22 protein-coding genes are annotated in these 24,433 nt (G+C 39.4%); 8 read left to right on the top strand and 14 right to left on the bottom strand.

The annotated features are described in order from the left end of the window. Window positions 1-104: 104 nt before the first annotated feature. From deoC to mnmG, 6 genes are all read right to left on the bottom strand, one after another. Window positions 105-1,016 carry a deoxyribose-phosphate aldolase gene (gene deoC, locus DYI03_RS00605; RefSeq protein WP_004358425.1) on the bottom strand — a complete coding sequence of 304 codons (912 nt, stop codon included), beginning with the start codon at window positions 1,014-1,016 and terminating at the stop codon, window positions 105-107. Between the two features lie 58 nt (window positions 1,017-1,074). Next, window positions 1,075-1,410, bottom strand: coding sequence for a nucleotide pyrophosphohydrolase (locus tag DYI03_RS00600; RefSeq protein ID WP_004358418.1), 336 nt, complete (start codon window positions 1,408-1,410; stop codon window positions 1,075-1,077). A gap of 4 nt (window positions 1,411-1,414) precedes the next feature. Further along, window positions 1,415-1,867, bottom strand: a complete 453-nt coding sequence (dtd, locus tag DYI03_RS00595) for a D-aminoacyl-tRNA deacylase (protein WP_021669903.1) — start codon at window positions 1,865-1,867, stop codon at window positions 1,415-1,417. Between the two features lie 18 nt (window positions 1,868-1,885). Continuing rightward, on the bottom strand, window positions 1,886-3,733 hold the full coding sequence (gene uvrC, locus DYI03_RS00590) for an excinuclease ABC subunit UvrC (protein ID WP_021669902.1): 1,848 nt from the start codon (window positions 3,731-3,733) through the stop codon (window positions 1,886-1,888). 223 nt (window positions 3,734-3,956) lie between these two features. Beyond that, window positions 3,957-4,487 carry an adenine phosphoribosyltransferase gene (locus DYI03_RS00585; protein ID WP_021669901.1) on the bottom strand — a complete coding sequence of 177 codons (531 nt, stop codon included), beginning with the start codon at window positions 4,485-4,487 and terminating at the stop codon, window positions 3,957-3,959. 79 nt (window positions 4,488-4,566) lie between these two features. Continuing rightward, window positions 4,567-6,438, bottom strand: coding sequence for a tRNA uridine-5-carboxymethylaminomethyl(34) synthesis enzyme MnmG (mnmG, locus tag DYI03_RS00580; RefSeq protein WP_025064575.1), 1,872 nt, complete (start codon window positions 6,436-6,438; stop codon window positions 4,567-4,569). A gap of 813 nt (window positions 6,439-7,251) precedes the next feature. On the opposite strand from mnmG, the gene DYI03_RS00575 reads away from it, so the two are divergent. Genes DYI03_RS00575 through DYI03_RS00565 form a run of 3 tightly spaced genes read left to right on the top strand, consistent with a single transcriptional unit; the run spans window position 7,252 to window position 10,753 of the window. Further along, a complete protein-coding gene (locus DYI03_RS00575; protein ID WP_021669899.1) occupies window positions 7,252-7,938 on the top strand; it encodes a succinate dehydrogenase cytochrome B subunit, b558 family in 687 nt (228 codons plus the stop codon). Between the two features lie 28 nt (window positions 7,939-7,966). Further along, the gene (locus DYI03_RS00570) at window positions 7,967-9,949 is read left to right on the top strand and encodes a fumarate reductase/succinate dehydrogenase flavoprotein subunit (RefSeq protein ID WP_004358450.1); all 1,983 of its coding nucleotides are present in this window, start codon (window positions 7,967-7,969) and stop codon (window positions 9,947-9,949) included. Window positions 9,950-9,997: 48 nt separating this feature from the next. Beyond that, window positions 9,998-10,753, top strand: a complete 756-nt coding sequence (locus DYI03_RS00565) for a succinate dehydrogenase/fumarate reductase iron-sulfur subunit (RefSeq protein WP_004358456.1) — start codon at window positions 9,998-10,000, stop codon at window positions 10,751-10,753. Window positions 10,754-10,903: 150 nt separating this feature from the next. Here DYI03_RS00565 and DYI03_RS00560 read toward each other — a convergent pair whose 3' ends face one another. Beyond that, on the bottom strand, window positions 10,904-11,527 hold the full coding sequence (locus DYI03_RS00560; protein WP_021669898.1) for an agmatine deiminase family protein: 624 nt from the start codon (window positions 11,525-11,527) through the stop codon (window positions 10,904-10,906). Window positions 11,528-11,857: 330 nt separating this feature from the next. On the opposite strand from DYI03_RS00560, the gene DYI03_RS00555 reads away from it, so the two are divergent. Continuing rightward, on the top strand, window positions 11,858-13,009 hold the full coding sequence (locus tag DYI03_RS00555; RefSeq protein WP_021669896.1) for a TlpA disulfide reductase family protein: 1,152 nt from the start codon (window positions 11,858-11,860) through the stop codon (window positions 13,007-13,009). Window positions 13,010-13,099: 90 nt separating this feature from the next. Here DYI03_RS00555 and yfcE read toward each other — a convergent pair whose 3' ends face one another. Then, complete coding sequence (gene yfcE, locus DYI03_RS00550) at window positions 13,100-13,639, bottom strand: phosphodiesterase (protein ID WP_021669895.1); 540 nt, start codon at window positions 13,637-13,639, stop codon at window positions 13,100-13,102. A 128-nt stretch (window positions 13,640-13,767) separates the two neighbouring features. Here yfcE and DYI03_RS00545 point away from each other — a divergent pair, with 128 nt between their 5' ends. Beyond that, entirely contained in the window at window positions 13,768-14,703 is a 936-nt protein-coding gene (locus tag DYI03_RS00545; RefSeq protein ID WP_021669893.1) for a tetratricopeptide repeat protein, read from the top strand. A gap of 93 nt (window positions 14,704-14,796) precedes the next feature. Here the strand turns inward: DYI03_RS00545 and dprA are convergent, their stop codons facing one another. The 3 genes from dprA to DYI03_RS00530 are packed head-to-tail and all read right to left on the bottom strand — an operon-like array spanning window position 14,797 to window position 17,690. After that, on the bottom strand, window positions 14,797-15,924 hold the full coding sequence (dprA, locus tag DYI03_RS00540) for a DNA-processing protein DprA (protein ID WP_021669892.1): 1,128 nt from the start codon (window positions 15,922-15,924) through the stop codon (window positions 14,797-14,799). A 48-nt stretch (window positions 15,925-15,972) separates the two neighbouring features. Beyond that, on the bottom strand, window positions 15,973-16,389 hold the full coding sequence (locus DYI03_RS00535; RefSeq protein WP_021669891.1) for an acyl-CoA thioesterase: 417 nt from the start codon (window positions 16,387-16,389) through the stop codon (window positions 15,973-15,975). Further along, entirely contained in the window at window positions 16,386-17,690 is a 1,305-nt protein-coding gene (locus tag DYI03_RS00530; RefSeq protein WP_021669890.1) for a DUF2851 family protein, read from the bottom strand. The genes DYI03_RS00535 and DYI03_RS00530 overlap by 4 nt, the downstream gene beginning before the upstream one ends. Before the next feature lie 449 nt (window positions 17,691-18,139). Here DYI03_RS00530 and dapB point away from each other — a divergent pair, with 449 nt between their 5' ends. The 3 genes from dapB (at window position 18,140) to DYI03_RS00515 (ending at window position 21,179) form a co-directional block, all read left to right on the top strand. Next, a complete protein-coding gene (gene dapB, locus DYI03_RS00525; protein ID WP_025064577.1) occupies window positions 18,140-18,892 on the top strand; it encodes a 4-hydroxy-tetrahydrodipicolinate reductase in 753 nt (250 codons plus the stop codon). A gap of 48 nt (window positions 18,893-18,940) precedes the next feature. Beyond that, complete coding sequence (locus DYI03_RS00520) at window positions 18,941-20,479, top strand: S26 family signal peptidase (RefSeq protein WP_021669886.1); 1,539 nt, start codon at window positions 18,941-18,943, stop codon at window positions 20,477-20,479. 73 nt (window positions 20,480-20,552) lie between these two features. After that, the gene (locus tag DYI03_RS00515; protein ID WP_004358452.1) at window positions 20,553-21,179 is read left to right on the top strand and encodes a WbqC family protein; all 627 of its coding nucleotides are present in this window, start codon (window positions 20,553-20,555) and stop codon (window positions 21,177-21,179) included. 126 nt (window positions 21,180-21,305) lie between these two features. On the opposite strand, the gene DYI03_RS00510 is transcribed toward DYI03_RS00515, so the two are convergent. From DYI03_RS00510 to DYI03_RS00500, 3 genes are all read right to left on the bottom strand, one after another. Then, window positions 21,306-21,860, bottom strand: coding sequence for a DUF3332 domain-containing protein (locus DYI03_RS00510; RefSeq protein WP_004358429.1), 555 nt, complete (start codon window positions 21,858-21,860; stop codon window positions 21,306-21,308). Between the two features lie 68 nt (window positions 21,861-21,928). After that, window positions 21,929-22,459: an LOG family protein gene (locus tag DYI03_RS00505; RefSeq protein ID WP_004358412.1), complete on the bottom strand. Its 531-nt coding sequence runs from the start codon at window positions 22,457-22,459 to the stop codon at window positions 21,929-21,931. Between the two features lie 261 nt (window positions 22,460-22,720). Continuing rightward, window positions 22,721-24,355, bottom strand: a complete 1,635-nt coding sequence (locus DYI03_RS00500; RefSeq protein ID WP_021669885.1) for a leucine-rich repeat protein — start codon at window positions 24,353-24,355, stop codon at window positions 22,721-22,723. Window positions 24,356-24,433 lie beyond the last annotated feature (78 nt).

Raw genomic sequence — 24,433 nt, 5'->3', positions numbered from 1 at the left:
AAAGCCTTATTAGCCCCATCTATCTCGTTTAAAACCACAAAAAGCCCGACTCAAAATAATAGAATCGGGCTTTTGTAAAATGATTTTGTTGTTAAAATCTTAGCTTAGAAGAACTTAATTTCCTTGCCTTCGATTTCGCTCAATAAGAGGTTGGTCAAGCGACTTGTACCTAAACGGAACCAGTAGTTATCCAACCATTTTTCGCCAAGGATTTCCTTGTAAATGGTATAGAAGATAACAGCGTCCATAACGGTATTGATGCCGCCAGCAGGCTTTAATCCTACTTGAATGCCTGTCTTGTCGTAGAACTCTTTAATGGCAGTACACATGATGTAAACGGCTTCTGGAGTTGCGCTAACCTTTTCCTTACCAGTACTTGTTTTAACGTATTCAGCACCTGCAAACATAGAAAGGAGGGCTGCTTCCTTAATGCTGCGAGCATTAGGAAGGTCGCCTGTTTCGAGGATAACCTTCATAGGAATTTCGCCACAAGTTTGTTTCAACTCGCTGACAGTATCGTAAACATCTTCGTAATCGCCTGAAAGGAATTTACCAACAGGGAGAACGATGTCAATTTGAGTAGCACCATCTTGGATAGCAAGCTTTGTTTCGATAGTCTTTACTTCAAGGAATGTTTGTGAAGAAGGGAAGTTACCTGTTACGTTTGTGATGTCTACACCGTCCACTTCAAGGCTTTCAGCGATGAGTTTTGTGAAACATGGGTAGGCACAAACAGCTGCTACGTGAGGGAGGGTAGGGTATTCCTGAGCAAACTTGTTTACCTTTTCCACCATTGCAAGTACATCTTCTTCAGTATCAACGGTGCGAAGTGTGGTAAGTTCCACGCTACCTAAGAGGAATTTTTTTACTTCTAAGGTGTCGTTTTCAGGCACTTTCTCTGCTATAATCTTCTTTACCGCTTCCTTAACTTGCTCGTCTGTAATGTTTAAATCGTACTCTTTGAGCATATTGTTATACTTGCTTGTGCTTTGAATTTTACCTTCGTTCTTTTCCATAATCTATTTTTATTTAATAATAATTTGTTTTTATCGTTTTAAATCGTTCTATCTTATCTTATTTTAGTTTCTCGTTTTGCTTGTGTCGGTCTTTGTCTCGGCTTGTCTTTTTAGCAAAACTTTTGCGTAATTCATCAGTTAAATCGACACCTGTTTGATTGGCTAAGCACATTAAAACCCACAGAATATCAGCCATTTCCTCGCCTATGTTAGGCTTTTCGCCTTGCTTAAAACTTTGGTCGCCATAGGTTCGAGCCATCACACGAGCTAACTCGCCCACTTCTTCGGTAAGACATGCCATGTTGGTAAGTTCGCTAAAATAGCGTACCCCATAGGTCTTTATCCACTCATCGACCATCTTTTGGGCTTCTTTTATTGTTATTTCTTGTGTCATAAGGCTATTCCTTGTTCTTTGTATCCATGCAGATGGTAACAGGACCGTCGTTTAAAAGCTCTACTTTCATGTCTGCTCCAAACTCGCCTTCTCCCACTTTCTTGCCCATGGCAGCGCTTAATTCCTTGCAGAAATACTGGTAAAGCGGAACTGAAATTTCGTGTTTGGCAGCGTGAATATAGCTTGGTCGATTGCCTTTTTTGTAGCTTGCCATCAGCGTAAACTGCGAAACTACAAGGGCTTCACCGTTAATATCCATCACGCTTTTGTTCATTACGCCGGCTTCATCGTCAAAAATTCGTAGACCAACAATCTTCTTTATCAACCAATTAGCATCGTCTTCTGTATCGTTTTCGCCAACTCCTAAGAGAATTAAAAGACCTTGCTGAATGGCTGACTTAACGTTGTTGTCTATGCTAACAGATGCGTGCTTAACGCGTTGTATTACAATTCTCATACCGCAAATTTAATTAAATTATTTGGAATTAGGGTCAGTAGGGTGGAAATAATTAAATAGTAATGATGCGCGAGAGCCTCCAATGATGTTTGTAAGTTGTTGTAAATCAGCTTCTTTGATGCGTTTTACAGTCTTAAAGTGCGTTAAAAGTTGCTCTTTAGTCTTCGTTCCAATTCCTTTTATGGCATCTAATTCGCTGTGTAACTGGCTTTTAGAACGTTTATCTCTATGAAATGATATGGCAAAACGGTGGACTTCATCTTGAATTTGAGTAAGTATTTTAAACAACTCAGAGTTGGTCGGAACACCAATTGTTTGAGGAGGAAAACCGTAAAGTAACTCATTTGTGCGGTGTCGATTGTCCTTTGCTAAACCAGCAATAGGGATTGTAATGTGCAACTCATCTTCTACGACCGCACGAACAACCTCCATTTGCCCTTTACCTCCGTCTGTAATAATTAAATCGGGTAGGGAAGTGCCTTCTTCAATCATGCGTTTGTATCGTCGTCTGACTACTTCTTGCATCGAAGCATAGTCGTCTGGACCTTCAACAGTCTTTATATTATACTTGCGATAATCCTTTTTTGAAGGTTTCATACCTTTATATACGATACAGCCAGCGACGGCATCTGTACCCGATATATTGGAGTTGTCGAAGCATTCGATATGATATGGCAGTTTTGGAAGCTTTAATCTGTCTTGCAATTCCTTCATCAATCGGGTTTGTTTCTGCTCAGGATTGAGCTTTTCGGCTTGCTTTAAGCGGTCAAATTTATGCTGTTTAGCATTCATTTCCGACAATTCTAATAGATGTTTTTTATCGCCTCGCTGCGGAATAAAGAAGGTTGCGTCCTTTATTTTAAAGTCCATCTCGAACGGAACAATTATCTCTTTTGCTGTACTTTTGAAGCGTTCACGAATCTCAAGGATAGCCTCATTGAGCAATTCTGCATCACTTTCCTCTAATTTTCGCTTGTATTCAAAGGTAAAACTTTGGTTGATTGCACCATTTGTTACATGGATATAGTTGATAAAAGCATTCTTATGATTGTCGTCATTAATGATAGAGAATACATCAACGTCGGCTATTGTGTAGCTAACAATCTCGCTTTTTGCTGCAAAATTAGCCAATGCCAAGTAGCGTTGCTTATACTTTTCAGCCTCTTCAAAGCGCAATTCTGCAGCACATTCCTCCATTTTTGCCTTCATTTTTCGCTCCATTTCGCGCGTATTACCCTTTAAAATTTGCTTTGATTCCTCAATATTTTGGCGATAATCCTCGTAAGATTGCTTTCCAATACACGGTGCTCCGCAATTTCCAATATGGTATTCCAAGCATGGTTTATACTTCCCTTGCTTTATTCCCTCCTCTGTAATAGGGTATCGACAAGTGCGTGGCTTATACACTTTCTTTAGTATTTCGAGTATGGCATACATACTACTGATGTGCGAATAAGGACCAAAAAAAGTTCCATAGCGTTTGTTTATATTGCGAGTGTTAAAGATTCGTGGGAAATACTCGTTTGTTACACAAATGGAAGGATAGGTTTTGCCGTCTTTTAGCAGCACATTGTAGCGTGGTTGGTATTGTTTTATGAGCTGATTCTCTATCAATAACGCATCCTCCTCGCTATTTACGACCGTGTATGTGATGTCATGAATCTTTGAAACCAATACTTTTGTTTTAAAACGATCAGTCTCTTTGTGGAAATAGGACGCTACTCTGTTTTTTAAATTCTTAGCTTTGCCAACATAAATGATAGTATGCTCCTTGTCGTAATATTGATATGTGCCTGGCTTTTCAGGCAAGTTCAATACTATATTTTTAAGATATGCTAATCTTTTTTCGTTTTCTTCTTTTGTCATACTGCTAAAGCCTTTGTACAAAGGAGTTTGTTATATATTTTGTTTCACGTGGAACGGAATGCGACTTTGTTCCATTTTATGTTGCAAGCTATTTACTTTTGAGTAGTGTCTCTTGTGCTGTTGCGCATAAAACCGAAAGACTTTTTTGATGTGTCTTTCGGCTTTATATAGTTCAGGCTACCCTTTGGTAGAATGATAATCTAATTCTTTTGCTCTAATTCGGCTAGAATTTTAACAAAGAACTAATTTCTATATCCTCATCGAATGTGCTTCTGCATTCTGGAAATTCCTTTTCAAGTTCGATAATAAAATTGCAATAAACTTTTTTCGGATTGAATTTTTTCACCAAACTGCATGCTGCGCGCATTGTTCCTCCCGTTGCGAGGAGGTCATCGTGTAGGAGAATGACATCGTTTTCGTTAATTGCGTCTTTGTGAATCTCGATAGTGTCAATGCCATATTCCTTCGCGTAGCTTTCTTGAACGGTTTCGCAAGGTAGTTTTCCTGGCTTCCTGCACAATACTATGCCTGCTCCTAAACGCAATGCCAATGCTGATGACATTACGAAACCACGGCTTTCGATTCCTACAATCTTTGTTATTCCCCTATCTTTGTACAATTCGTACATCTCATCTGTTATCTCTTGCAATGCTTCTGATGATTTAAATAAGGTAGTAACATCGCGAAAATTGACACCTTTGACTGGCCAATCAGGAATACATCTTAGGTTGTCAAGTAGTATTTTACTATTCATATTCAATTAGTTATGTATGTATTATCTTGTAAAATGTTTCATGTGAAACGTTGTTTTGTTCTCTTTTAAAATTGAGTATTTATCGTCCCATAAGGACTAATAAAACGTTTATGTCGCTTGGACTTACTCCTGGTATTCTACTTGCTTGCGCTAATGTTTCTGGTTGAATGCGTTCAAGCTTTTGGCGGCACTCAGTTGAAAGGTCGTGAATGGTAGAATAATCAAAGTGTCCTTTTATTTTTATGTCTTCTAAGCGGTGCATTTTGTCGGCAAAAATGCGTTCTCTTTCGATGTAACCTTTATATTTTATTTTTATTTCAGCTGCTTCTGTAATCTCTTCTTTTCTGTTTGGCGCAGCATTTATGATTTCTTTTAATTCTGAAATGTGTTCTGATAGAGCGTGAATATTAACACCTGGGCGTGCAATAAGGTCGGAAATCTTCACAGAACCACGTATAGGTGAACTACCAATAGATTCTAAATAACCATTGATTTCATGCGGTTTCACTGCATTTTTATTACAATAATCAATCGTTCTTTCTATGTGATTCTTCTTTATAATCCACCAATCGTAGCGTTCTTTTGTGGCAATACCGATTTCATAAGCCCTTTCTGTTAGTCGTGCATCGGCATCGTCTTGTCTTAAAAGTATGCGGTATTCTGCACGTGAAGTGAACATTCTGTAAGGTTCGTCTACACCTTTTGTTGTTAAATCATCGATGAGTACGCCTATATAACTTTCGTCTCGCTTCATGATGAACGGCTGGTTTCCGCTGCAAAGCATGGCTGCATTTATACCTGCAACCATACCTTGTCCGCCTGCCTCTTCATATCCTGTTGTACCATTTACCTGTCCTGCAAGGAATAAATGTGCAATAATCTTCGATTCCAACGATGGTTTTAATTGTGTTGGATCGAAGTAATCGTACTCAATAGCATACCCTGGTCGATACATTTTTGCATCTCTTAGTGCTGGAATTTTCCTGAGTGCTGCAAGTTGAATTTCCCACGGCATAGACGAAGAAAAGCCGTTTAGATACATTTCATTCGTATCTACTCCTTCGGGTTCGAGGAATAATGGGTGTGTATTCTTATCGGGAAATGTTACCAATTTAGTTTCTATTGAGGGACAATAGCGTGGTCCTGTACTCTGAATTTGTCCGTTGAAAAGGGGAGAATCAGCCACTCCACGACGTAAAATTTCGTGTGCTTCTTCGTTTGTGTTACACGTCCAGCAAGGCAATTGTGGTAGCTTTCGGTAGTTACCTATAAATGAAAATTGGTGATAATCCGATTCTCCTGGTTGTGCTTCCATATCCTCGAAATGGACAGAACGTTTGTCAATGCGTACAGGAGTACCCGTTTTCATTCTCTCTTTTCGTATGCCCCAGCGTGCAATGCTCTCTGCAAAATTGTGCACAGCAGGTTCTGCGCATCTTCCACCTTCCACTTGTTTACGTCCAATGTGCATCAATCCGTTCAAGAAAGTACCCGCTGTAACAACAATAGCTTGTGCATATAGGTCAATGCCCCATATTGTTTTTACGCCAATGGCTTTTCCGTTTTTGACGATAAGTTCATCAGCTTGGTCTTGAAATATGTCTAAATTGTCAGTGTGGTCGAGCGTTCTTTTCCATTCTGAGATGAACTTTTCTCTATCGCATTGCGCTCTTGGACTCCATACGGCGGGGCCTTTTGAGCGGTTAAGCATGCGAAACTGAATAGCAGTAGCATCGGTAACAATTCCCATTTGTCCGCCCAGTGCATCAATTTCTCTGACTATCTGTCCTTTTGCGATGCCTCCGACGGCAGGATTGCAACTCATTTGTGCAATCTTGTTCATGTCCATTGTTACCAAACAAACTTTTGCGCCAATGTTGGCTGCTGCTGTTGCTGCTTCGCAACCTGCATGTCCGCCTCCAATCACCAACACATCATATTTGAAAGTTATGCTCATTCGTTCTTTATTTTTCCGCAAAAGTAAGAAATTAAATTGGAATATGCGTGATATTTGAAGTATTATGCTTTTCTATTTGTAAAACATTAAAAAAAATATTACATTATCTTTATGTTTCTTTCCAATTTTCTGTGCTTATGAACAATATGTGGAAAAATAGAACAAAATGACTTTTAATTTACAATATGTAGGCTATTGAAATTCAATAGTGCCTATTTTGAGCTTCAAAACCTATTGTTTTGAGTTGCAAAATAGGCTGTTTGCAATTGTGAAATTAGTGCTTTTTGTGTCTAAATAAATTGATACGGATGTAACTATCAGTGTTTTAGTTATTTACAGATGTGTTGTTTCACATTCTATCTAAATGTATTAAAGGGAGGAGAAGAATAGAACAATTTTTCGAAACCAAGTTTTACGCTTTTTGATGCACTAAGTTTTCAACTCGGTAGAGGTGCTACTTGTTGTAGCAATAATTTATTTTTGCTTTACATTTGTCTGTTTTCGAGGCAGGTAATGAGGGTAGTCATTTTTTGTTTTGTGTTTTGATGTTACATTTCGTTAGTTTCTGCTTGTTTAGACGTTGTCAATATAAGGTTTTGGCGCATGTTTTATCCTTGTTTTTTTGTTAAAAAAGTTTGGTTACTCATACATTTTTCGTATTTTTGCAACGTTTATTCAACACCTAATAATAATGTACAGACGTTGCCTAAATTCAGTTTCGTTCTGTTTTTGGCATTATCTAACGTGTGCGTTCACGAAAAAGACAAATAATTCTAACAGTTTAAATATTTTAAAAACAAAACATTTATGTGGTTAATCAATTCTTCTATTGGTAGAAAAGTTGTGATGTCGGTAACCGGTATTGCGCTTATTCTATTTCTGACATTCCACATGTCAATGAATATTGTAGCTTTGTTTTCAGGCGAAGCATACAATATGATTTGTGAATTCTTAGGTGCCAATTGGTATGCAGTGGTTGCAACAGTGGGTTTGGGTGCTTTAACCGTAGCTCATATTGTTTACGCTTTCATTCTTACGGCACAGAATCGTCGCGCACGTGGTAATGAACGTTATGCTGTAAACGGTTCAAGTCCTAAAGTTGAGTGGGCTTCTAAGAACATGTTGGTGTTGGGTATCATTATCCTTTTGGGTATGTTGCTTCACTTGTTCAACTTTTGGTATAACATGATGTTTGCTGAAATTGTTGGCATGAGTACACAATTCTCACCTGCTGATGGTTTTTCTTACATCAAGGAAACATTTGCCAACCCTGTATTTGTAGCACTTTACATTGTATGGCTTTGTGCTATTTGGTTCCACCTTTCACACGGTTTCTGGTCAGCTATGCAGACTATTGGTATCAATGGTAAGGTATGGTTCAATCGTTGGAAGATGATTGGTTTGGTTTATACCACTCTTCTCATGTTAGGTTTCCTCGTTGTTGTACTCGCATTTGCATTTGGTTGTGCTCCAAGTCTTTGCTGTGCAGCTTAATTCATAATATTTAGAAAGATACAAGATTATGGCTAAAATATTAGATTCAAAAATCCCAGAAGGACCAATAGCTGAGAAATGGACCAATTATAAGGCTCACCAGCGTTTGGTTAACCCTAAAAATAAATTGAAGCTCGATGTTATTGTCGTTGGTACTGGTTTGGCTGGTGCCAGTGCAGCTGCCTCACTTGGCGAAATGGGCTTCACTGTTTACAACTTCTGTATTCAGGATTCACCACGTCGTGCGCACTCTATTGCCGCACAAGGTGGTATCAATGCAGCTAAAAATTATCAAAACGATGGCGACTCAGTTTATCGTTTGTTCTACGATACAGTAAAGGGTGGCGACTATCGCGCACGTGAAGCAAACGTTTATCGTTTGGCTGAAGTATCAAATAGCATTATTGACCAATGCGTTGCACAAGGTGTTCCTTTCGCACGCGAATATGGTGGTATGTTGGCAAACCGCTCTTTCGGTGGTGCGCAAGTATCACGTACTTTCTATGCAAAGGGGCAAACTGGTCAGCAACTCCTCCTTGGTGCTTACTCAGCATTGAGCAAGCAAGTTCATGACGGACGTGTAAAACTTTACACACGTTACGAAATGGAAGACGTTGTTATCATTGACGACCACGCACGTGGTATCATTGCTAAGAACCTTGTAACAGGTAAACTTGAACGTTTCTCTGCTAATGCAGTTGTCATTGCAACTGGTGGTTACGGTAACGCATACTTCCTTTCTACCAATGCTATGGGCTGTAACTGTACCGCAGCTGTTCAGTGCTACCGTAAGGGAGCCTACTTTGCAAACCCAGCATACGTTCAAATTCACCCAACTTGTATTCCTGTACACGGCGACAAGCAGTCTAAGCTCACATTGATGTCAGAATCATTGCGTAACGACGGTCGTATTTGGGTTCCAAAGAACATAGAAGATGCTAAGGCATTGCAAGCTGGAACAAAGAAAGGTTCAGATATTCCAGAAGAAGAACGCGACTACTACTTGGAACGCCGCTACCCAGCATTCGGTAACTTGGTACCTCGTGACGTAGCTTCACGTGCTGCTAAGGAGCGTTGCGACCATGGTTTCGGTGTAAACAACACAGGTTTGGCTGTATTCCTTGACTTCTCTGAAAGTATCAACCGCCTCGGTATTGACGTTATTCGTCAGCGTTATGGTAACCTCTTCGATATGTACGAAGAAATTACAGACGTAAATCCAGGTCAGTTGGCAAAAGAAATCAATGGCGTAAAATACTATAACCCAATGATGATTTACCCAGCTATCCACTACACAATGGGTGGTATTTGGGTTGATTACGAATTGCAAACAACTATCAAGGGACTCTTCGCAATCGGCGAATGTAACTTCTCTGACCACGGTGCTAACCGTCTTGGTGCTTCTGCATTGATGCAAGGTTTGGCTGATGGTTATTTCGTACTCCCTTATACCATTCAAAATTATCTCGCTGACCAAAGTCTTTGGGGCAAGATTTCTACCGACCACCCTGAATTTGTTAAGGCAGAAAAGGGCGTACAAGACGAAATCGACCGCTTGATGAATATTCAAGGAAAGCGCAGTGTAGACTCTATTCACAAGGAATTTGGTCGCATTATGTGGGAATATGTTGGTATGGGTCGTACAGAAGAAGGATTAAAGACTGGTTTGGAAAAGATGAAAGCACTACGCAAAGAGTTCGAAACCAACCTCTTTATCCCTGGAAGCAAAGAAGGACTCAACGTAGAATTGGATAAGGCTATCCACCTTCGCGACTTCATCATGATGGGACAACTTGTAGCACACGATGCACTTTCACGTAACGAAAGTTGTGGTGGACACTTCCGTGAAGAATATCAAACAGAGGAAGGCGAAGCAAAGCGTGATGACGAAAATTACTTCTATGTAGGTTGTTGGGAATATAAAGGCGACGATACCGTTGCTCCTGAACTCATCAAAGAACCACTTGAATACGAAGCAATTAAGGTTCAAACACGTAACTACAAGAACTAATTTTAGGTCAAAGTTGCTTAGGCAATACATTAAAAAGAAATCAACGTAATGGAAAAAATAATAAGTTTCACGCTTAAAGTATGGCGTCAGAACGGACCAACAGCACAAGGTCATTTTGATACATTCGAAATGAAGGATATTCCTGGTGATACTTCATTCCTCGAAATGCTGGATATCCTTAACGAACAGCTTATAGAAGATGGACAAGAACCTTTTGTCTTCGACCACGATTGCCGTGAAGGTATCTGCGGTATGTGTTCTCTTTATATCAATGGTCACCCACACGGACCAGCAACAGGGGCTACAACATGTCAACTTTACATACGTCGTTTCAACGATGGCGATGTAATTACAGTTGAGCCATGGCGTTCTGCTGCTTTCCCTGTTATTAAGGACTGCATGGTAGACCGTGGTGCTTTCGATAAAATCATTCAAGCTGGTGGCTATACAAGCATTCGTACAGGTCAGCCACAAGATGCTAACGCTATCCTTATCTCTAAGGAAGATGCTGACGAAGCTATGGACTGCGCAACATGTATCGGTTGTGGTGCTTGTGTTGCAGCATGTAAGAACGGTTCAGCAATGCTCTTCCTTTCTTCTAAGGTTAGCCAATTAGCACTTCTTCCACAAGGCAAACTTGAGGCAGCTAAGCGCGCTAAGGCTATGATTATGAAGATGGAAGAACTCGGATTTGGTAACTGTACAAACACAAGAGCGTGTGAAGCAGAATGCCCAAAGAACGAATCTATTGCTAATATCGCTCGTTTGAACCGCGAATTTATCAAAGCAAAACTCGCTGATTAAGCAAAATTAAACTCTAAAATAAATCCCACAACCTTTACGGGTTGTGGGATTTTTCATTTAAAGTGTTGTGATAATCTTATTTTATCACCTTCATTTTTCTGTTTTTTAGGAAAAATGAAGGGGCAAATCGTAAATAACAATTCGTTTTTATTATGACATGGATTTGTCTTGAATGCTCTTACTGTAACAAACAAATTCGCCTTCATCGCTGAAGAAAGGTTGTGCGTAAACACCAACTACTGCCAAATCAGGAAAACAAGTCTTTATTTGTTCTAATGCCTCTTTGTCTTCTTCGATGCGCTGCATAGGTACAATGACTACTTTCGAGGTTTGAATGTAGTTGATATAAGCCCAGCTCATATCTTTAGGGTTGCGTTTTCCATTGCAAGACGAATAACTAAGTTCTACAACTTCGTAGCCGTCAGCCTCAAATTCAGCCTTTAAAGTAGCCGCAATTTCTGTATCGTATTCAGCACAATTGGTCATTAATACACGATTATTGCCGATATAGCGCACAATACTTTCGATATGGTCAGCCATGATGCCCTCGTTAGCAAGCCAAGTAGGTTTGTAGGCTTTGCAACATTGCAGGTCTGTTTCTTCAGCAATTTCGTGTCTTACACCATAAATATCTAATACCATGCACAATTTGCTGTAAATTGGCAATACACTATTATCGTTCAGCACCTCATTGGCAAAGTAGACTTTGTCAGCATTGATATGTTCAGTCTTAATTTTTTCAGCTGCTTGTTTTATAGTTTCTAAGTGTTTCATAGATGTTCGAGTTATAAATTTTACTTTATGTAAATAGTAATAGAGATGTTGCAAAGTTACAAATATTCCAATAACTGCCTAATTTTTTTTGCAATTATTTCATAAAAAATCGCAAAAAATGTTCATTTAACGCTGTGTGCCTTAACCATTGCTCAATCGTTTGCTCATAATTCCCAAAACAGGTCATTGTAAACAGATGATAGGGAATAGCCGAAATAGGTGTGGAAAAACTAATCAAGGCTTTTTGCCCAGCAATATTTTTCACGCATTAGTTTTGGTATTTTTCCACGAAAAGGTTACCTTTGCAAACAGAAAATTATACTTCTACGAATGAAAAATATATTTAAAACAATAATTACAGGCTGTTTCCTCACAGGAATGGCTATGTTGGCGAGTTGTACAGGCGAACAATTTCATGTTCAAGGCACTATTTCGAATGCAAAAGATTCGGTGCTTTATTTTGAACATAATAGTTTGACAGGCTTCAAAACGGTTGATTCTGTGAAACTTGACACACAAGGTAGCTTTAAATTTGCTGGTGCGAAGGTGGAATCACCAGAGTTTTATCGTTTGCGCATAGCGGGTCAGATTATCAATATCGCCATTGATTCAACCGAAACTGTTGATGTTAAAGCCACTTTCCCACAGATGGCGACCAATTATTCAGTGAAAGGTTCGTATGAAAACGAGAAGATTAAGGAATTAGCATTGAAGCAAATGGATTTGCAAAGTCAATGTCAAGCAGTGGTAATGCAACACCCAGAGGTTGCCGATTCGCTCATTTCTCAAATGATTCAAGGCTATAAGCAAGAGGTGAGTGTCAATTACATTTTCAAAGAACCAATGAAGGCTTACAGTTACTTTGCTTTGTTCCAATATATTGTCATCAACAATCAAGCAAAACTCATCTTTAATCCGAAAGAAGATGCCAAAGATAATAAGGTTTTTGGTGCGGTTGCCACAAGTTGGGACGCTTATTATCCTAATTCAGAACGTGGGCAAAATCTTCATAACATAACGATTAAAGGTATGAAAGACACCAAGATAGCGGCAGCAAACAATCAAAAAGTTAAAATAAATGCGGCTGAAACAGGTGTTATTGATTTACCTTTGTATGATAATAAGGGCAACTTGCATCACCTAACAGACTTGAAAGGCAAAGTGGTATTGCTCAATTTCCATGCTTTTTCACTGCCTGGCTCTGCTGAATACATCATGCACATGCGTGAACTTTACAACAAATATCATGCTCAAGGCTTGGAAATTTATATGGTTTCGCTTGACGAAAACGAGCATTTTTGGAAGGAAAGTGTTGCCAGTTTACCTTGGATAAACGTTTACGACAATACAGGTATCAGTCAAGCTTACACGGCAGCGGCTACAAAAACACCAATTGTTTACTTGATAGACCGTAGCAATACAGTGGTTAAAAACCCTGCTCAAATCAAAAATATAGAGACTGATGTGCGCGCATTGCTTTAAAAATGGGCAATAATCAACCCAAGAAAATATCAAAAGGAGGCTCTCTCACTGACGAGAGAGCCTCCTTTTGTTTTTAATATGGCTTGTTTTCTAAATTGTTTTTTCGCTTATTGCTATTCCTTCCATATTGTATGCTGTAAATTTTCCGTCCTCGTAAGTCATGAATGTGGCTACATTTCCACCCTTAGGGAAGGTGATTGAGCCAGTGTTACAGACCAAAGTGTCGCCTTGAGGAGTAAGTTCCCAAAGGTGAGTATGCCCATAAACAATGGCATCGAAATGACCTTTTGGCATTTTTTCCTTATTATAAACGTGTCCATGTGTCAGGAAAAGCTTCTTTCCTTGGTCTACTAACAATGTGTAATCTGCCAAAATTGGGAAGTTTAATAGCATTTGGTCTACCTCTCCATCGCAGTTTCCACGAATGGCAATAATGTCTTTGGCACGCTCGTTGAGCAGTTCCACAATGCCTTTAGGGTCTAATCCCTCTGGAATAGAGTTACGAGGACCATAATTTAAGATGTCGCCCAAGATGCAAAGCATATCGCAATGCTGCTCATCGTAAAACTTTAAAACCTTTTCTAAGGCTGGACGGCAGCCATGTATGTCGGATACTAATAAATATTTCATTGCTTTATTTTTTTGGCAAAGTTACTATCTTTCGGTCGAAAAAGTGAGTTTTCATGCGTGGAATTAAGTGATTGTAAAGAATTATTGCTATCTTTGTCATTACGAACCACAAAAGAAAGGTTAGCATTATGGAAGTAAGAGATGTATTTGAATTGCGAAAACAAGGAAGAATCGAAGAAGCCTATAACGCCATTCGCCCTATGTATGCCGTCCATAAAGGGCATTACACCACGATAGCTATGTTCTGGGTGGGTGTCGATATGATGCGTTTGCGTTATCAACAACGCCGATTGACAGAAGCACACAAGATTTTTTTGAGTTTGATGAGGCTCTATCCTACCATGGACGACAAAGATAAGCGTGGACAAGCCGTGTTAATGCGTGCGGCAATCTTTGTTTTCGACCATAGTACATCGTTTTCCATGTTGGATTTCATTACCCATTGGGGCATAGACAAATTGCCTGACGAAGATTGGAAGATGGTTGAGGTGAACGGACACTATGTACAATCGTTGGGACTGCGCATCGTCAGTCGAGTTTTCAAGGAAGTTGAAGGAAAACCAACGGTGGAAATGGCATTGAAAGCAGCCCCTATTTTGGCAGTAGCATTGAAATATAGCCCGTACAACATGAACAATCAGTGCCACAAAGCCACCATTTACACCATCATGGGTAAGAAAGAGAAAGCCATTAACATTTATCGCCACTTGCTAACCAAGCACCGTCAGTCTTATTTGTATAGCAATCTTGCCGATTTAGTGGACAATGACAACCTTAAAATTGCGCTTTTAACACGTGCTATCACCAACCAGCGAGAAGAGAAATTCCGCCAACGCATGCGTTTTACATTGGCTTCCATGTTATACAACGTTAATAAAGCGCAAGCGAAACACGAGTTGGATAAATGTATTGCAGCACGAAAGCAAGCGGGATACACCATTACTTGGAAAATGCAAAACCTTGTTGCGAGTTTGAAAGACGTGTTGCCAACCTCCGATATAGAGCAAAGAGCGTTTTATAGGCAGCAAGAAGAAATTGTGAAAGCCTTTGTAAAGCAAGATTAAGCCCCATTGTTATTATAAGATAAGTTCAACGGAAAATAAAACAAACTTTTTGACGACAGAGTAGGGTAGTTCTTGGTTGATGAAACACGCTCTTTAACTCAACAAATGGTAGCAACCGCCAGCCATAGTGCGTATAATTCCTTTCATTTCCAATTCGAAAAGCAAGGCAGTAAGGCGAGCAATTGGAAGATTGGTTTGTACAGAAAGCATATTAATCTGTAAGTCATTGTGAGTTTGCAGTGCCTCCACAATCTGTTTTTCTTCTTCTGTTAAAGTAGGAAATAGGGTGCGTTCAATTCCATTTTGATGCGCTTTCTCCAATTTAAGGTCGTTTTCCCAATTCATAGCCTTCACAAAATCGAAAGCAGAAGTGATTAAATTCGCTTCATTATCACGGATAAGCCGATTGCAACCCTCGCTATATTCAGCCCCAATGGCACCAGGAAAAGCAAAAACATCACGACTATAACTCCGTGCAATGCTGCATGTGATGATACCACCGCCTTTGTTTGCCGATTCCACGAGTAGGGTTGCATCGGAACACCCTGCTACAATGCGATTGCGTTGTACGAAGTTTTTCGGTTTAGGCTGCGTGTTGATAGGATATTCCGTTATTACTCCGCCTCCTTGTTCGCACATTTCTGTTGCTGTTGGGGTGTGCGTTCGTGGATAAATGAAGTCTAATCCATGCGCCACAACGCCTACGGTAGGCAATCCATTCGCCAAGCATTCACGATGAGCGCATATATCTACGCCATAAGCCAAACCACTAAATACCAGCGTGTCGGGGCATAATGATTGCAAATCACGGACAAACGAGCGTATCAAGTCGCGTCCATAGCTTGTGCAATTTCGTGTTCCAATGATGTTAATGGTGTGCAATTTGTTTAAATCGGTGCTGCCTTGTTGGTACAAAACCAAGGGCGCATCGTTGCATTCTCGTAGTCGTTGCGGATAATTAGCATCGTTAAAACAAATGACATCAATGCCGTGTGCAGCATCATATTCCAATTCTTTTGCTGCAAAATCCACATATTGGTCTAATCTTTGCAAAGCTTCCACAAGATAAGTTGAGGCATCGGGCAATATTTTGCGTATATCTTTATGATTTTCAAAGATAGCTGTTGCCGAGCCTGCTGCCTTGTAAAGTTGCAGCAAAGCCGTTAGATTAAACAAGCTAAGGCGTGTTAATGCGATGGAATAGAGTTGTTCTTGCGACATTGATTCATTTGTTTTCAAAATAAATTCAGTTTGTTTTATCAATCATCTTTACTCGTTTTCTTTCAAAAAAGGAGCGAAAGCCTCGTCATAATCTTTACTTTCTCCGAGTTTTCCATTGGTCAAAACCACGAGCGAAACCTCTGCGTGGAACGATAAACGTTCATCGCTTGCACGGAAAAGGTCATGAGTGAAAATATAGCGAATGCCTTGTTTGCGAAGTCCTAAGCGTGAAATAAACTCATCATCGCATTTCAAAGGTGTTTTATATTCTAAACTCATGCGTGCCACAACAGGGTCTACTCCCTTGTCATGGAGCTTCGAAAAACTTACACCTAAGGAGTTTATGAATCTGTGACGAGTGTGTTCCGTATAATGTAAGTAGTTGGCATTGTTCACGATACCCTGTATATCGCATTCGTAATCGCGAACTTCCATTCTTGTTTCGTATATGTAATTTGTTTTCATTCTTTGTTTGATTTTAAATATTCGTATCCTATTCTGCACCGCAAGCAATCTTTGCGGTCGCAATATTCTTTCTTTAATTGTATTAAAGCCTGTGAATCGCCAGCCGATTCGACCTTTAATCCCACTTCTTCCCACATTCTTACGATGTGATTGTTTTCTGCTTTCAAGGCTTCAAGAAACGCAAAAGCACGGTCGATGAGCTTTTCTGACATTTTGTAACGACCGTATGCAAACAATATTGGCACCACTGTGTTGATGCTAATGAGCTGCAAAGAAGCTTTGGAAAGCGTCTTTTTATTCGCCTTACTCGCCTCACCTCCAAAGGTATAATGGTTTTCCCAATAGGGTGTAACGTGGGTTTGCAAAAGTTCAAAAACCTCTTCTATGGTTTGGCAATCTATCAATGCTGACAAATTGGAACGTCGTTCGTAATACAAATGCGCTAATTGTGCAATGCGAATGGTGGGAAAATTCTGTGGGCGGAGGCGTAAAAACCGCCACAAACGACCGTCTATCGGCTTTAAATGGAACTTATGTGCCAAGTATTTATATTCGCTTTGAAGGCGCAAAAAGTATTCATCTTCAGCCGCTTTTGTGCGTTGTTGTTCCGATAGATAGTCCAAATCTAACAAACCAGCTTGTCCCATGAAGATGGCTTCTATCTGAAATAAATCATCATGGTGGTGGTCTACATTACGAAAAGGGATATTGGTAGCCCATTGTTCAAAGGCTTCTCCGTTAATTCCGAAACCGAAATTGCGTGCCAAAGACACGAAATAAGCCGCTTCCCAACTATCTTCACAAAGTTTTAACCGAGCGTTGATAGCTTTTGTTCGTTGCTCTAAGCGTTCTGTTTGTAAAGCACTCAGCCACGAATGCACCATTAATCGTGAAAGATTGGGAATAATTTTATAGCATGGCGGATAGGTGTCGGAGGTTTTAAGTTCATTATAATGCGTTGCAACATGTTCAGGAACAGGGAGTAATAGTTGTGGTGGCGTGTCGCCATTGCTTTTCTTTACCCTCGTATCCGATACGCCTACAACGTGCAGAATGACGTTATCATAGTTTGAATCCTTATCATGACCGTGCAAAAACCAATCGGAAGCCTTATCGTGAATTTCAACATTGCCCACCCAAAGCGTGCCATCGATTTTCACTTTTGCATTGAAAAAATCGGGACCAGCGTCCTTATTGGGCAGTCCTGTGTCCACTATTTCAACCCTTTTGCCGTCGGTTGTCGTCAATGGTGAAAGCGGAAAGAACTTATGTTTCCACACATAATGGATAAGTTGTTCCATGATTGATTTGGTTTTAAGACTACAAAAATATAAAAATTAGTGGGAATAATGTTGTTTTCACGAGTTAAAGGGAGTTAAGACAAGGTTGTAAATACTCCGTTTCTACTCTTTTTAGAACCGAAAAGAAGGGAAATTTTGACCAATCTGTATTCTCTTGAAAATCAATGCGTTGCAAAGGTGAAAAATAAGCTATTCTTTTCGATGTCAAAACAATAGGTTTTGAAGCTCAAAACAGCCTATTTTGGAATGAAAAAGAGTGTGTTTTCAAATTTACTCAAATCGGTATTGTTCTATATTTCCATATCCGAAAGTTTTACAACAGAAGATTTAACCGCTTAACACTATGCTTTTTCGGTTAAAATAAATAAATATATTTTGTGCTATCTATGATTTCCACTAACTTTGTGGGCGGTTATTACCTACATTTTATCATCAAAATCATTTCAAAAATGAAGATAGCACTTATTGGTTACGGCAAAATGGGACACATGATTGAGCAAATTGCGCTTGAACGTGGACACGAAATCGTTTGTAAAATTGATGCAGACAATCAAGAAGACTTTGATTCTGCTGCGTTTAAAGGTGCTGATGTAGCCATCGAATTTACCAATCCTACGGCAGCTTACGGCAACTATTTAAAGGCTTTTAAGCACAATGTGAAAGTTGTAAGTGGTTCTACGGGTTGGAAAAATGAACATCAAGCCGATGTAGAACGCCTTTGTAAGGAAGGGCAAACCTTGTTTTGGGCGAGCAACTTCTCTATTGGTGTTGCCATTTTCAGTGCGGTAAACCGTTATTTGGCGAAAATTATGAATCAATATCCTCAGTATGATGTTGAAATGGAGGAAACCCACCACATTCATAAACTTGATGCGCCTTCGGGAACTGCCATTACTTTGGCTGAAGATATATTAGAAAATATCGACCGCAAGGAACAATGGGCAAAAGGAAAGCAAACTAATGCTGATGGAACCATTACTGAAATGGAAGAAATGGGCAAGAATGTGTTGCCAATTGCTTCGGTTCGACGTGGCGAAGTGCCTGGCATTCATAGCATAAGTTATGACTCTGAAGCCGACAAAATCACCATAACCCACGATGCTCACAACCGAAAAGGTTTCGCTTTAGGAGCGGTTTTGGCAGCTGAATACACGAAAGACCACACAGGACTTTTAAGTACGGACGACTTATTTAAGTTTTAAAACATCGTAACCACACGCTGTGGAAACGCAAAAGAATAAAAATAACCAATGATTGACAAAGAAAAAGCAAAACTTAACCCCAAGAAACAATGGGCAAAGTTTATTGTTGTAATAATCCTTTATCTCGCTTTCCTCTTCTGGGTGAAAAGCTGGTTGGGATTAATAGTAGTACCTTTCATCTTCGATGCTTACATTTCAAAGAAGATAAAGTGGCAATGGTGGAAAGAATCTGACGGCCCTGTAAAGTTTATTATGAGTTGGGTTGATGCAATTGTCTTTGCCTTAACAGCGGTTTATTTCATCAATTTGTTCTTCTTTCAGAACTATGTCATTCCGTCTTCTTCGCTTGAAAAATCGTTATTGACGGGCGACTATCTCTTCGTATCAAAGCTTAGCTACGGTCCACGCATACCGCAAACACCGCTAACCATGCCTTTGACACAGCATACTATGCCTTTCTTCAACATGAAAAGCTACATCGAGTATCCTCATTGGGACTATCGCCGTGTAGAAGGATTAGGCAAAGTGGAATTAAATGATATTGTTGTGTTCAACTATCCTGCGGGTGATAGCATTTTAAGCGAACCACAATATCAAGCAGAAGACTATTATCGCCTATGCTACGAAACGGGTACAAGCCTTTTAATGCAGCAAAATCCAGCGCTTGCACAGGCTCAACGTAATGATTTACAGCAGCGTGCGTTCTATGAAAAAGCATACGTCTTGGGGCGAAACTATCTCGTTAGCCAAGCAGCGCAGTTTGGTGAAATTGATTCACGCCCTACCGACCGCCGTGAAAACTATGTGAAGCGTTGCGTAGGATTGCCAGGACAAACTTTACAAATAAAGAATAAGGTGGTCTATCTCAATGGAAAGCCAAACAAAGAGCCTGAAAATGTAGAATATACCTACATGGTGAAGTTTAATAATGTTACGGCTGCCGACTTATTGAGCGAGCGTTTCGACGATACACGTAAGGAATTGGGCATTAGTAGCGAAGATATTCAAAGTTTATCTCGCCTCCATGGTTATGATATGGAACATGGATTGGTATTGAGCAAAGCTGCTTTGCAATACGATGGCTATATGCCGCTCACCAAACGAGCAGCTGCTGAAATGAAAAAACGTGGAATCGTAAAAGCCATACGCCCTGTAACGGACAAGGATATATACTCTGGTGCGAATTATCCGCTTAACTCTGACTTAGGTTGGAAGACGTGGACACGCGACAATTACGGTCCTATTTGGATTCCTGCCAAGGGAAAAAGCATTAATTTAACGTTGGCTAATCTTCCTATTTACGAACGTTGCATCAAGGTTTATGAGGGCAATAATTTGCAAGTAAAGCAAGGAAAGATTTACATTAATGGCAAGGTGGCAAAGTCATATACCTTTAAGTTAGATTATTATTGGATGCAAGGCGACAATAGACACAACTCTGCTGACAGCCGTTATTGGGGTTTTGTGCCAGAAGACCATATTGTTGGTAAGCCATTATTTATTTGGTGGTCGAGCGACCCCGATAGAAGAGGTTTGGGCGGAATACGTTGGAACAGACTCTTTACATGGGTTGATAATATAAAATAAGATTTTGGGAGGAGTTAAAAATAAACTCCTCCTTTTTCTTTTCTTTTTCAAATATCAAAATTCTTTATAGCTTATGCGTTCATTGCTATCATCTGCCTATTTTGCACCCATTCAATGGTATCAAAAACTCAATCAATCGAGTGAATGTTTGATAGAACAATACGACAATTTTGTCAAGCAAACTTATCGCAATCGTTGCGTTATTGCTGCTGCAAATGGTGCGCAAACACTTTCCATACCGATTGAAAAATTTGAAGGAACAAAGTGTTTAATGAAAGATGTACGCATTAGCGACCACGATAATTGGCGACATCAGCATTGGAATGCGTTGGTTTCAGCGTATGGAGAAAGCCCATTTTTTGAATATTATCAAGACGATATTCGCCCTTTTTTTGAGAAAAAGTGGGATTTCCTTTTCGATTTTGACATGGAAATTACGCAAAAAATGTGCGAATTATTAGATGTTCGAGCAAATTATCGTCCCACTACTGACTTTCTACCGATAGCAAAAAATGGCAATGAATCGCTTGATTTAAATGATTTTCGTGAGGTAATTCGTCCGAAAAAGCCCTTGCTCGACGCTGATTTTACACCTAAAAAGTATTACCAAGTCTATGCTGAAAAGTTCGGTTTCTTACCTAATCTTAGCATTCTTGACCTACTTTTTAATATGGGAAACGAAGCTATTTTTTATTTATAAAGGCTGTTTGAGAGAAGCAAATTTGCGCTTTTGAAATGTAAAGGGCATGTCTTGAATAAATTGAACCCCAGAAGTTGAGTAAAAACTTCTGGGGTTCAATTTGTTTAAGTTTATCTTTGTAGACTTTTATCTTGCTGCCATGAAGTAGCTTGTGCCTGCAACGGCTTGACGGAGTTCGTAAACGCCTGTTGCATCAGGGGTAACATTGATGGTCATACCGTTATTTAAGTAAGCCTTGATAGTGCCATCTTGGTTGAAATGAATCAACTTTGTTTCTTTACCTTCATCGTTTAAGTACCAATTATTCTCCTCTTTATTATATGTAAGGTAGTAAACGCTGCCATTAGGGCGTGTAATTTGGTATCCATTTTCGAGATATTTCACAGCATACATTAAGCCGTCGTCGCCTTTAATGTTCTTTGTCTTGCCGATATTCTTTGCCATTGGGTTGTCGCCAGTCCAAAATTCTATCGTGTTCAATACCAATACATCGATAGTACCCGCAATAGCGTAAGCTGGTGAGATGACAATGAAGATTAATTCGTTAAGAAACTTTGAGTCAGTGGCGCGCTTATTCCAACTTGCCAATTTGTTGAACATGGTGAATGAACCCACGCATGAACTTGCTAACATTGTGCCTGCTACGAAGTAGATAGCAGTTTTGAATCCTTTACTTTTCATAATAAATTGAATTTCTATAAAGTATAATATTGCAAATATACTGATTTTTAATTAACCGATATACTTTTTTACGAGATTTTAGCGATAAGTTCATCAAAAGTATTGGCAATATCAATGTATTGATGATAATCGCCACGGATAAATCCTTTGGCTTGCAAATCGTCTAAGGCGGCAATCAATGGATTCCAAAAACCTTTTACATTGTACAAAACCACTCGTTTTTGATGATAGCCTATGGTGTGTGAGGCTGCCACAGTGAAGACTTCGTCTAATGTACCAATGCCTCCTGGGAGTGCAACCGTTATTTCGCTTTGCATCATTAATATGTCCTTGCGGTCGGAAAGGTTGTCGCATGGAAATTCAATGTCAATATATTGGCTTTTCTTTCCACCTTTTTCTATCAAACTTGGCACTACTCCAATGGTTGTGCCACCTGCTTCATGAACCGATTTTCCAATACATTCCATCAATCCAATGTTGCAACCGCCATAGGTTACCGTATGATTATTCTTACCTATCCAATGTCCAAATTCCTCCGTAGCACGAAAGAAATCGGCATCAATATTATTGTTTGCTGAACAAAAAACTCCTATTTTCATTTGTGTTATCGCTTATTTTTGAGTGAAAAAAATACGAATACAAAGATAATACAAATAAAATTTGTATGCAAAATAATAAATAAAAAGGTTTGATAGAATTGCGTTTGCTGAGCAAACAGCCTATTTTGCCCTTCAAAAGTTCCTGTTTGGAAAAACGTTCAAATCAGTGTGAATTGGAATAGGATAAAGGTCAAGTGGAAAATGTATGGTATAGAATAAAAAAGGACGCCACTGAATTGTAGCGTCCTTATCTGTTGTATTTTAAAGTTTTACCACTTTTTTATTTCCATTTTCCAATTTTACTTTCACAACATAAATGCCTTGTGTTGGGAGAGTTATAATCGTTTCGTTACTATTGAGCTTCTTCTCGCTCACCTTAGCTCCATTTGGCGCATAAGCCTCAACTAATTCGATATTTTCATTAGCTGAAATGCTAACATTGTTGCCTAAACGTGTAACCTTAATGTCCTTGCCGTTTGTTGCAACACCTGTAATTCCGTTAGGAGTCGTTGGATAAGGCTCTGTTATGTCGCTGCCAAAAGGAAAAATCCAATTGTTATTTGTATAAGATGTATAGGCTTCTTTCTTTACATGTAATTTTACGTTGGGTAAAACAACCTCACCAAAAGTACCTTCGCCTAATTGTGGAGCGTTTACAGCATAGCTATATATATTCTTTAAACCTTTGCAGCTGTAGAATGCCATGTCGCCGAGGCCTAAACAACTTTCAGGTATGTAAACATCGGCTACATTTTGATTAAAAGCAAAAGCGCAATTAGCAATAAATTTTGTCTCGGCAAGGAGTGTGAATTTAGTGCTTTCGCTCATTGTTGGGGCTGCCATGAAGACTAAACCATCTTTTGTCTTATAATAAATACAACCTTCGTAAACAGGGAAAGAAGCATTACCAGCAAAGTCGAACTTAGCTATTCCGTTGTTAGCCAAAGCACCCATACCAAGTTTTTCTATGGTTGCAGGAAGTTTAATGCCTTTCACGTTCTTACATTCATAGAATGCCATTGGGTAAATCTTCTTTGTTTCGCTTGGTACAACAAACATATCAGTGCTGTATTGTTGTGGGCATTCGTATAAAATATCCTTGTTTTTAGAGTATAAAACACCATTCTCAGCCATCATATATGGGCTATTTGCAGCTACTTTGAAGCCTTTGAAATAAGGACAACGGAAGAAAAGTTTAGTCCCACTCTTCTGCATAGATGCTGGTATAGTGAGTTCTTCGATTGCTTCGCAACGTTCGAAAACGCTGTCTTTCAACTCTACTAAGCCTTCGCCAAGGGTTACATTTGACAATACTTTACAATTGTAGAAAGCTTTCGTTCCAACTACCTTGACGCCATTAAGTGTTATGCTGCTAATACTTTTACAATTGGCAAAAGCAAACTCTCCAATTTCTTCAATTCCCGCAGGGAAATCTATGCGCAACAGACTTGGGCAAGTTGAGAAAGCACCCATAGAAATCTTCTTTAGATTAGCAGGTAAGGTTACTATCTTAAGATTTTCGCACAATGCAAATGCACTACGTCCGAGGGAATCAAGTGAGTTAGGCAATTTAATCTCTTTAAGCATAGGGCAATCCTCAAAGGCTTGGTCAGCAATAATTCTTAATTTACTATTTGGAGCAAAGGTTACACTTTCCAAAGAAGGTGCCATATTGAAAGCGCATTCGTGGATTACTTCCATTGAGGCAGGAATAGTAACCGACTTAATAGAAGACATCATAAATACTCTCGGTGCAATTTCCTTTACACCTTCTGGTATTTGATAATTCTCAGGTGCCCCAGAAGCATCGACTAAAACGCCATTTTCGATTTTTTGGGCATTAAGTACTATTGGAAACAATGCCAATAGGGTTAAAAGTAGAGGCTTAATTCTCATGATTGTTTGTATTTTAAATTAATATTAATGTGATATTGTAATGTTCTTTTCATAAGTATAGCTTCGCAAAGATAAGAA

This window comes from Prevotella disiens (assembly GCF_900454955.1).
Classification (GTDB): Bacteria; Bacteroidota; Bacteroidia; order Bacteroidales; family Bacteroidaceae; genus Prevotella; species Prevotella disiens.
This window is presented reverse-complemented; position numbering and strand designations above follow the sequence as displayed.

Excerpts from the sequence above, each read along its gene's own strand:
- DYI03_RS00565 (WP_004358456.1), top strand. The coding sequence starts at position 9,998 with ATGGAAAAAATAATAAGTTTCACGCTTAAAGTATGGCGTCAGAACGGA.
- DYI03_RS00505 (WP_004358412.1), bottom strand. The coding sequence starts at position 22,459 with ATGAAAATAGGAGTTTTTTGTTCAGCAAACAATAATATTGATGCCGAT.
- DYI03_RS00570 (WP_004358450.1), top strand. The coding sequence starts at position 7,967 with ATGGCTAAAATATTAGATTCAAAAATCCCAGAAGGACCAATAGCTGAG.
- uvrC (WP_021669902.1), bottom strand. The coding sequence starts at position 3,733 with ATGACAAAAGAAGAAAACGAAAAAAGATTAGCATATCTTAAAAATATA.
- DYI03_RS00555 (WP_021669896.1), top strand. The coding sequence starts at position 11,858 with ATGAAAAATATATTTAAAACAATAATTACAGGCTGTTTCCTCACAGGA.
- DYI03_RS00510 (WP_004358429.1), bottom strand. The coding sequence starts at position 21,860 with ATGAAAAGTAAAGGATTCAAAACTGCTATCTACTTCGTAGCAGGCACA.
- dtd (WP_021669903.1), bottom strand. The coding sequence starts at position 1,867 with ATGAGAATTGTAATACAACGCGTTAAGCACGCATCTGTTAGCATAGAC.
- dprA (WP_021669892.1), bottom strand. The coding sequence starts at position 15,924 with ATGTCGCAAGAACAACTCTATTCCATCGCATTAACACGCCTTAGCTTG.
- DYI03_RS00515 (WP_004358452.1), top strand. The coding sequence starts at position 20,553 with ATGCGTTCATTGCTATCATCTGCCTATTTTGCACCCATTCAATGGTAT.
- DYI03_RS00600 (WP_004358418.1), bottom strand. The coding sequence starts at position 1,410 with ATGACACAAGAAATAACAATAAAAGAAGCCCAAAAGATGGTCGATGAG.
- DYI03_RS00520 (WP_021669886.1), top strand. The coding sequence starts at position 18,941 with ATGATTGACAAAGAAAAAGCAAAACTTAACCCCAAGAAACAATGGGCA.
- yfcE (WP_021669895.1), bottom strand. The coding sequence starts at position 13,639 with ATGAAATATTTATTAGTATCCGACATACATGGCTGCCGTCCAGCCTTA.
- deoC (WP_004358425.1), bottom strand. The coding sequence starts at position 1,016 with ATGGAAAAGAACGAAGGTAAAATTCAAAGCACAAGCAAGTATAACAAT.
- DYI03_RS00560 (WP_021669898.1), bottom strand. The coding sequence starts at position 11,527 with ATGAAACACTTAGAAACTATAAAACAAGCAGCTGAAAAAATTAAGACT.
- DYI03_RS00575 (WP_021669899.1), top strand. The coding sequence starts at position 7,252 with ATGTGGTTAATCAATTCTTCTATTGGTAGAAAAGTTGTGATGTCGGTA.
- DYI03_RS00545 (WP_021669893.1), top strand. The coding sequence starts at position 13,768 with ATGGAAGTAAGAGATGTATTTGAATTGCGAAAACAAGGAAGAATCGAA.
- DYI03_RS00585 (WP_021669901.1), bottom strand. The coding sequence starts at position 4,487 with ATGAATAGTAAAATACTACTTGACAACCTAAGATGTATTCCTGATTGG.
- DYI03_RS00500 (WP_021669885.1), bottom strand. The coding sequence starts at position 24,355 with ATGAGAATTAAGCCTCTACTTTTAACCCTATTGGCATTGTTTCCAATA.
- DYI03_RS00530 (WP_021669890.1), bottom strand. The coding sequence starts at position 17,690 with ATGGAACAACTTATCCATTATGTGTGGAAACATAAGTTCTTTCCGCTT.
- DYI03_RS00535 (WP_021669891.1), bottom strand. The coding sequence starts at position 16,389 with ATGAAAACAAATTACATATACGAAACAAGAATGGAAGTTCGCGATTAC.
- dapB (WP_025064577.1), top strand. The coding sequence starts at position 18,140 with ATGAAGATAGCACTTATTGGTTACGGCAAAATGGGACACATGATTGAG.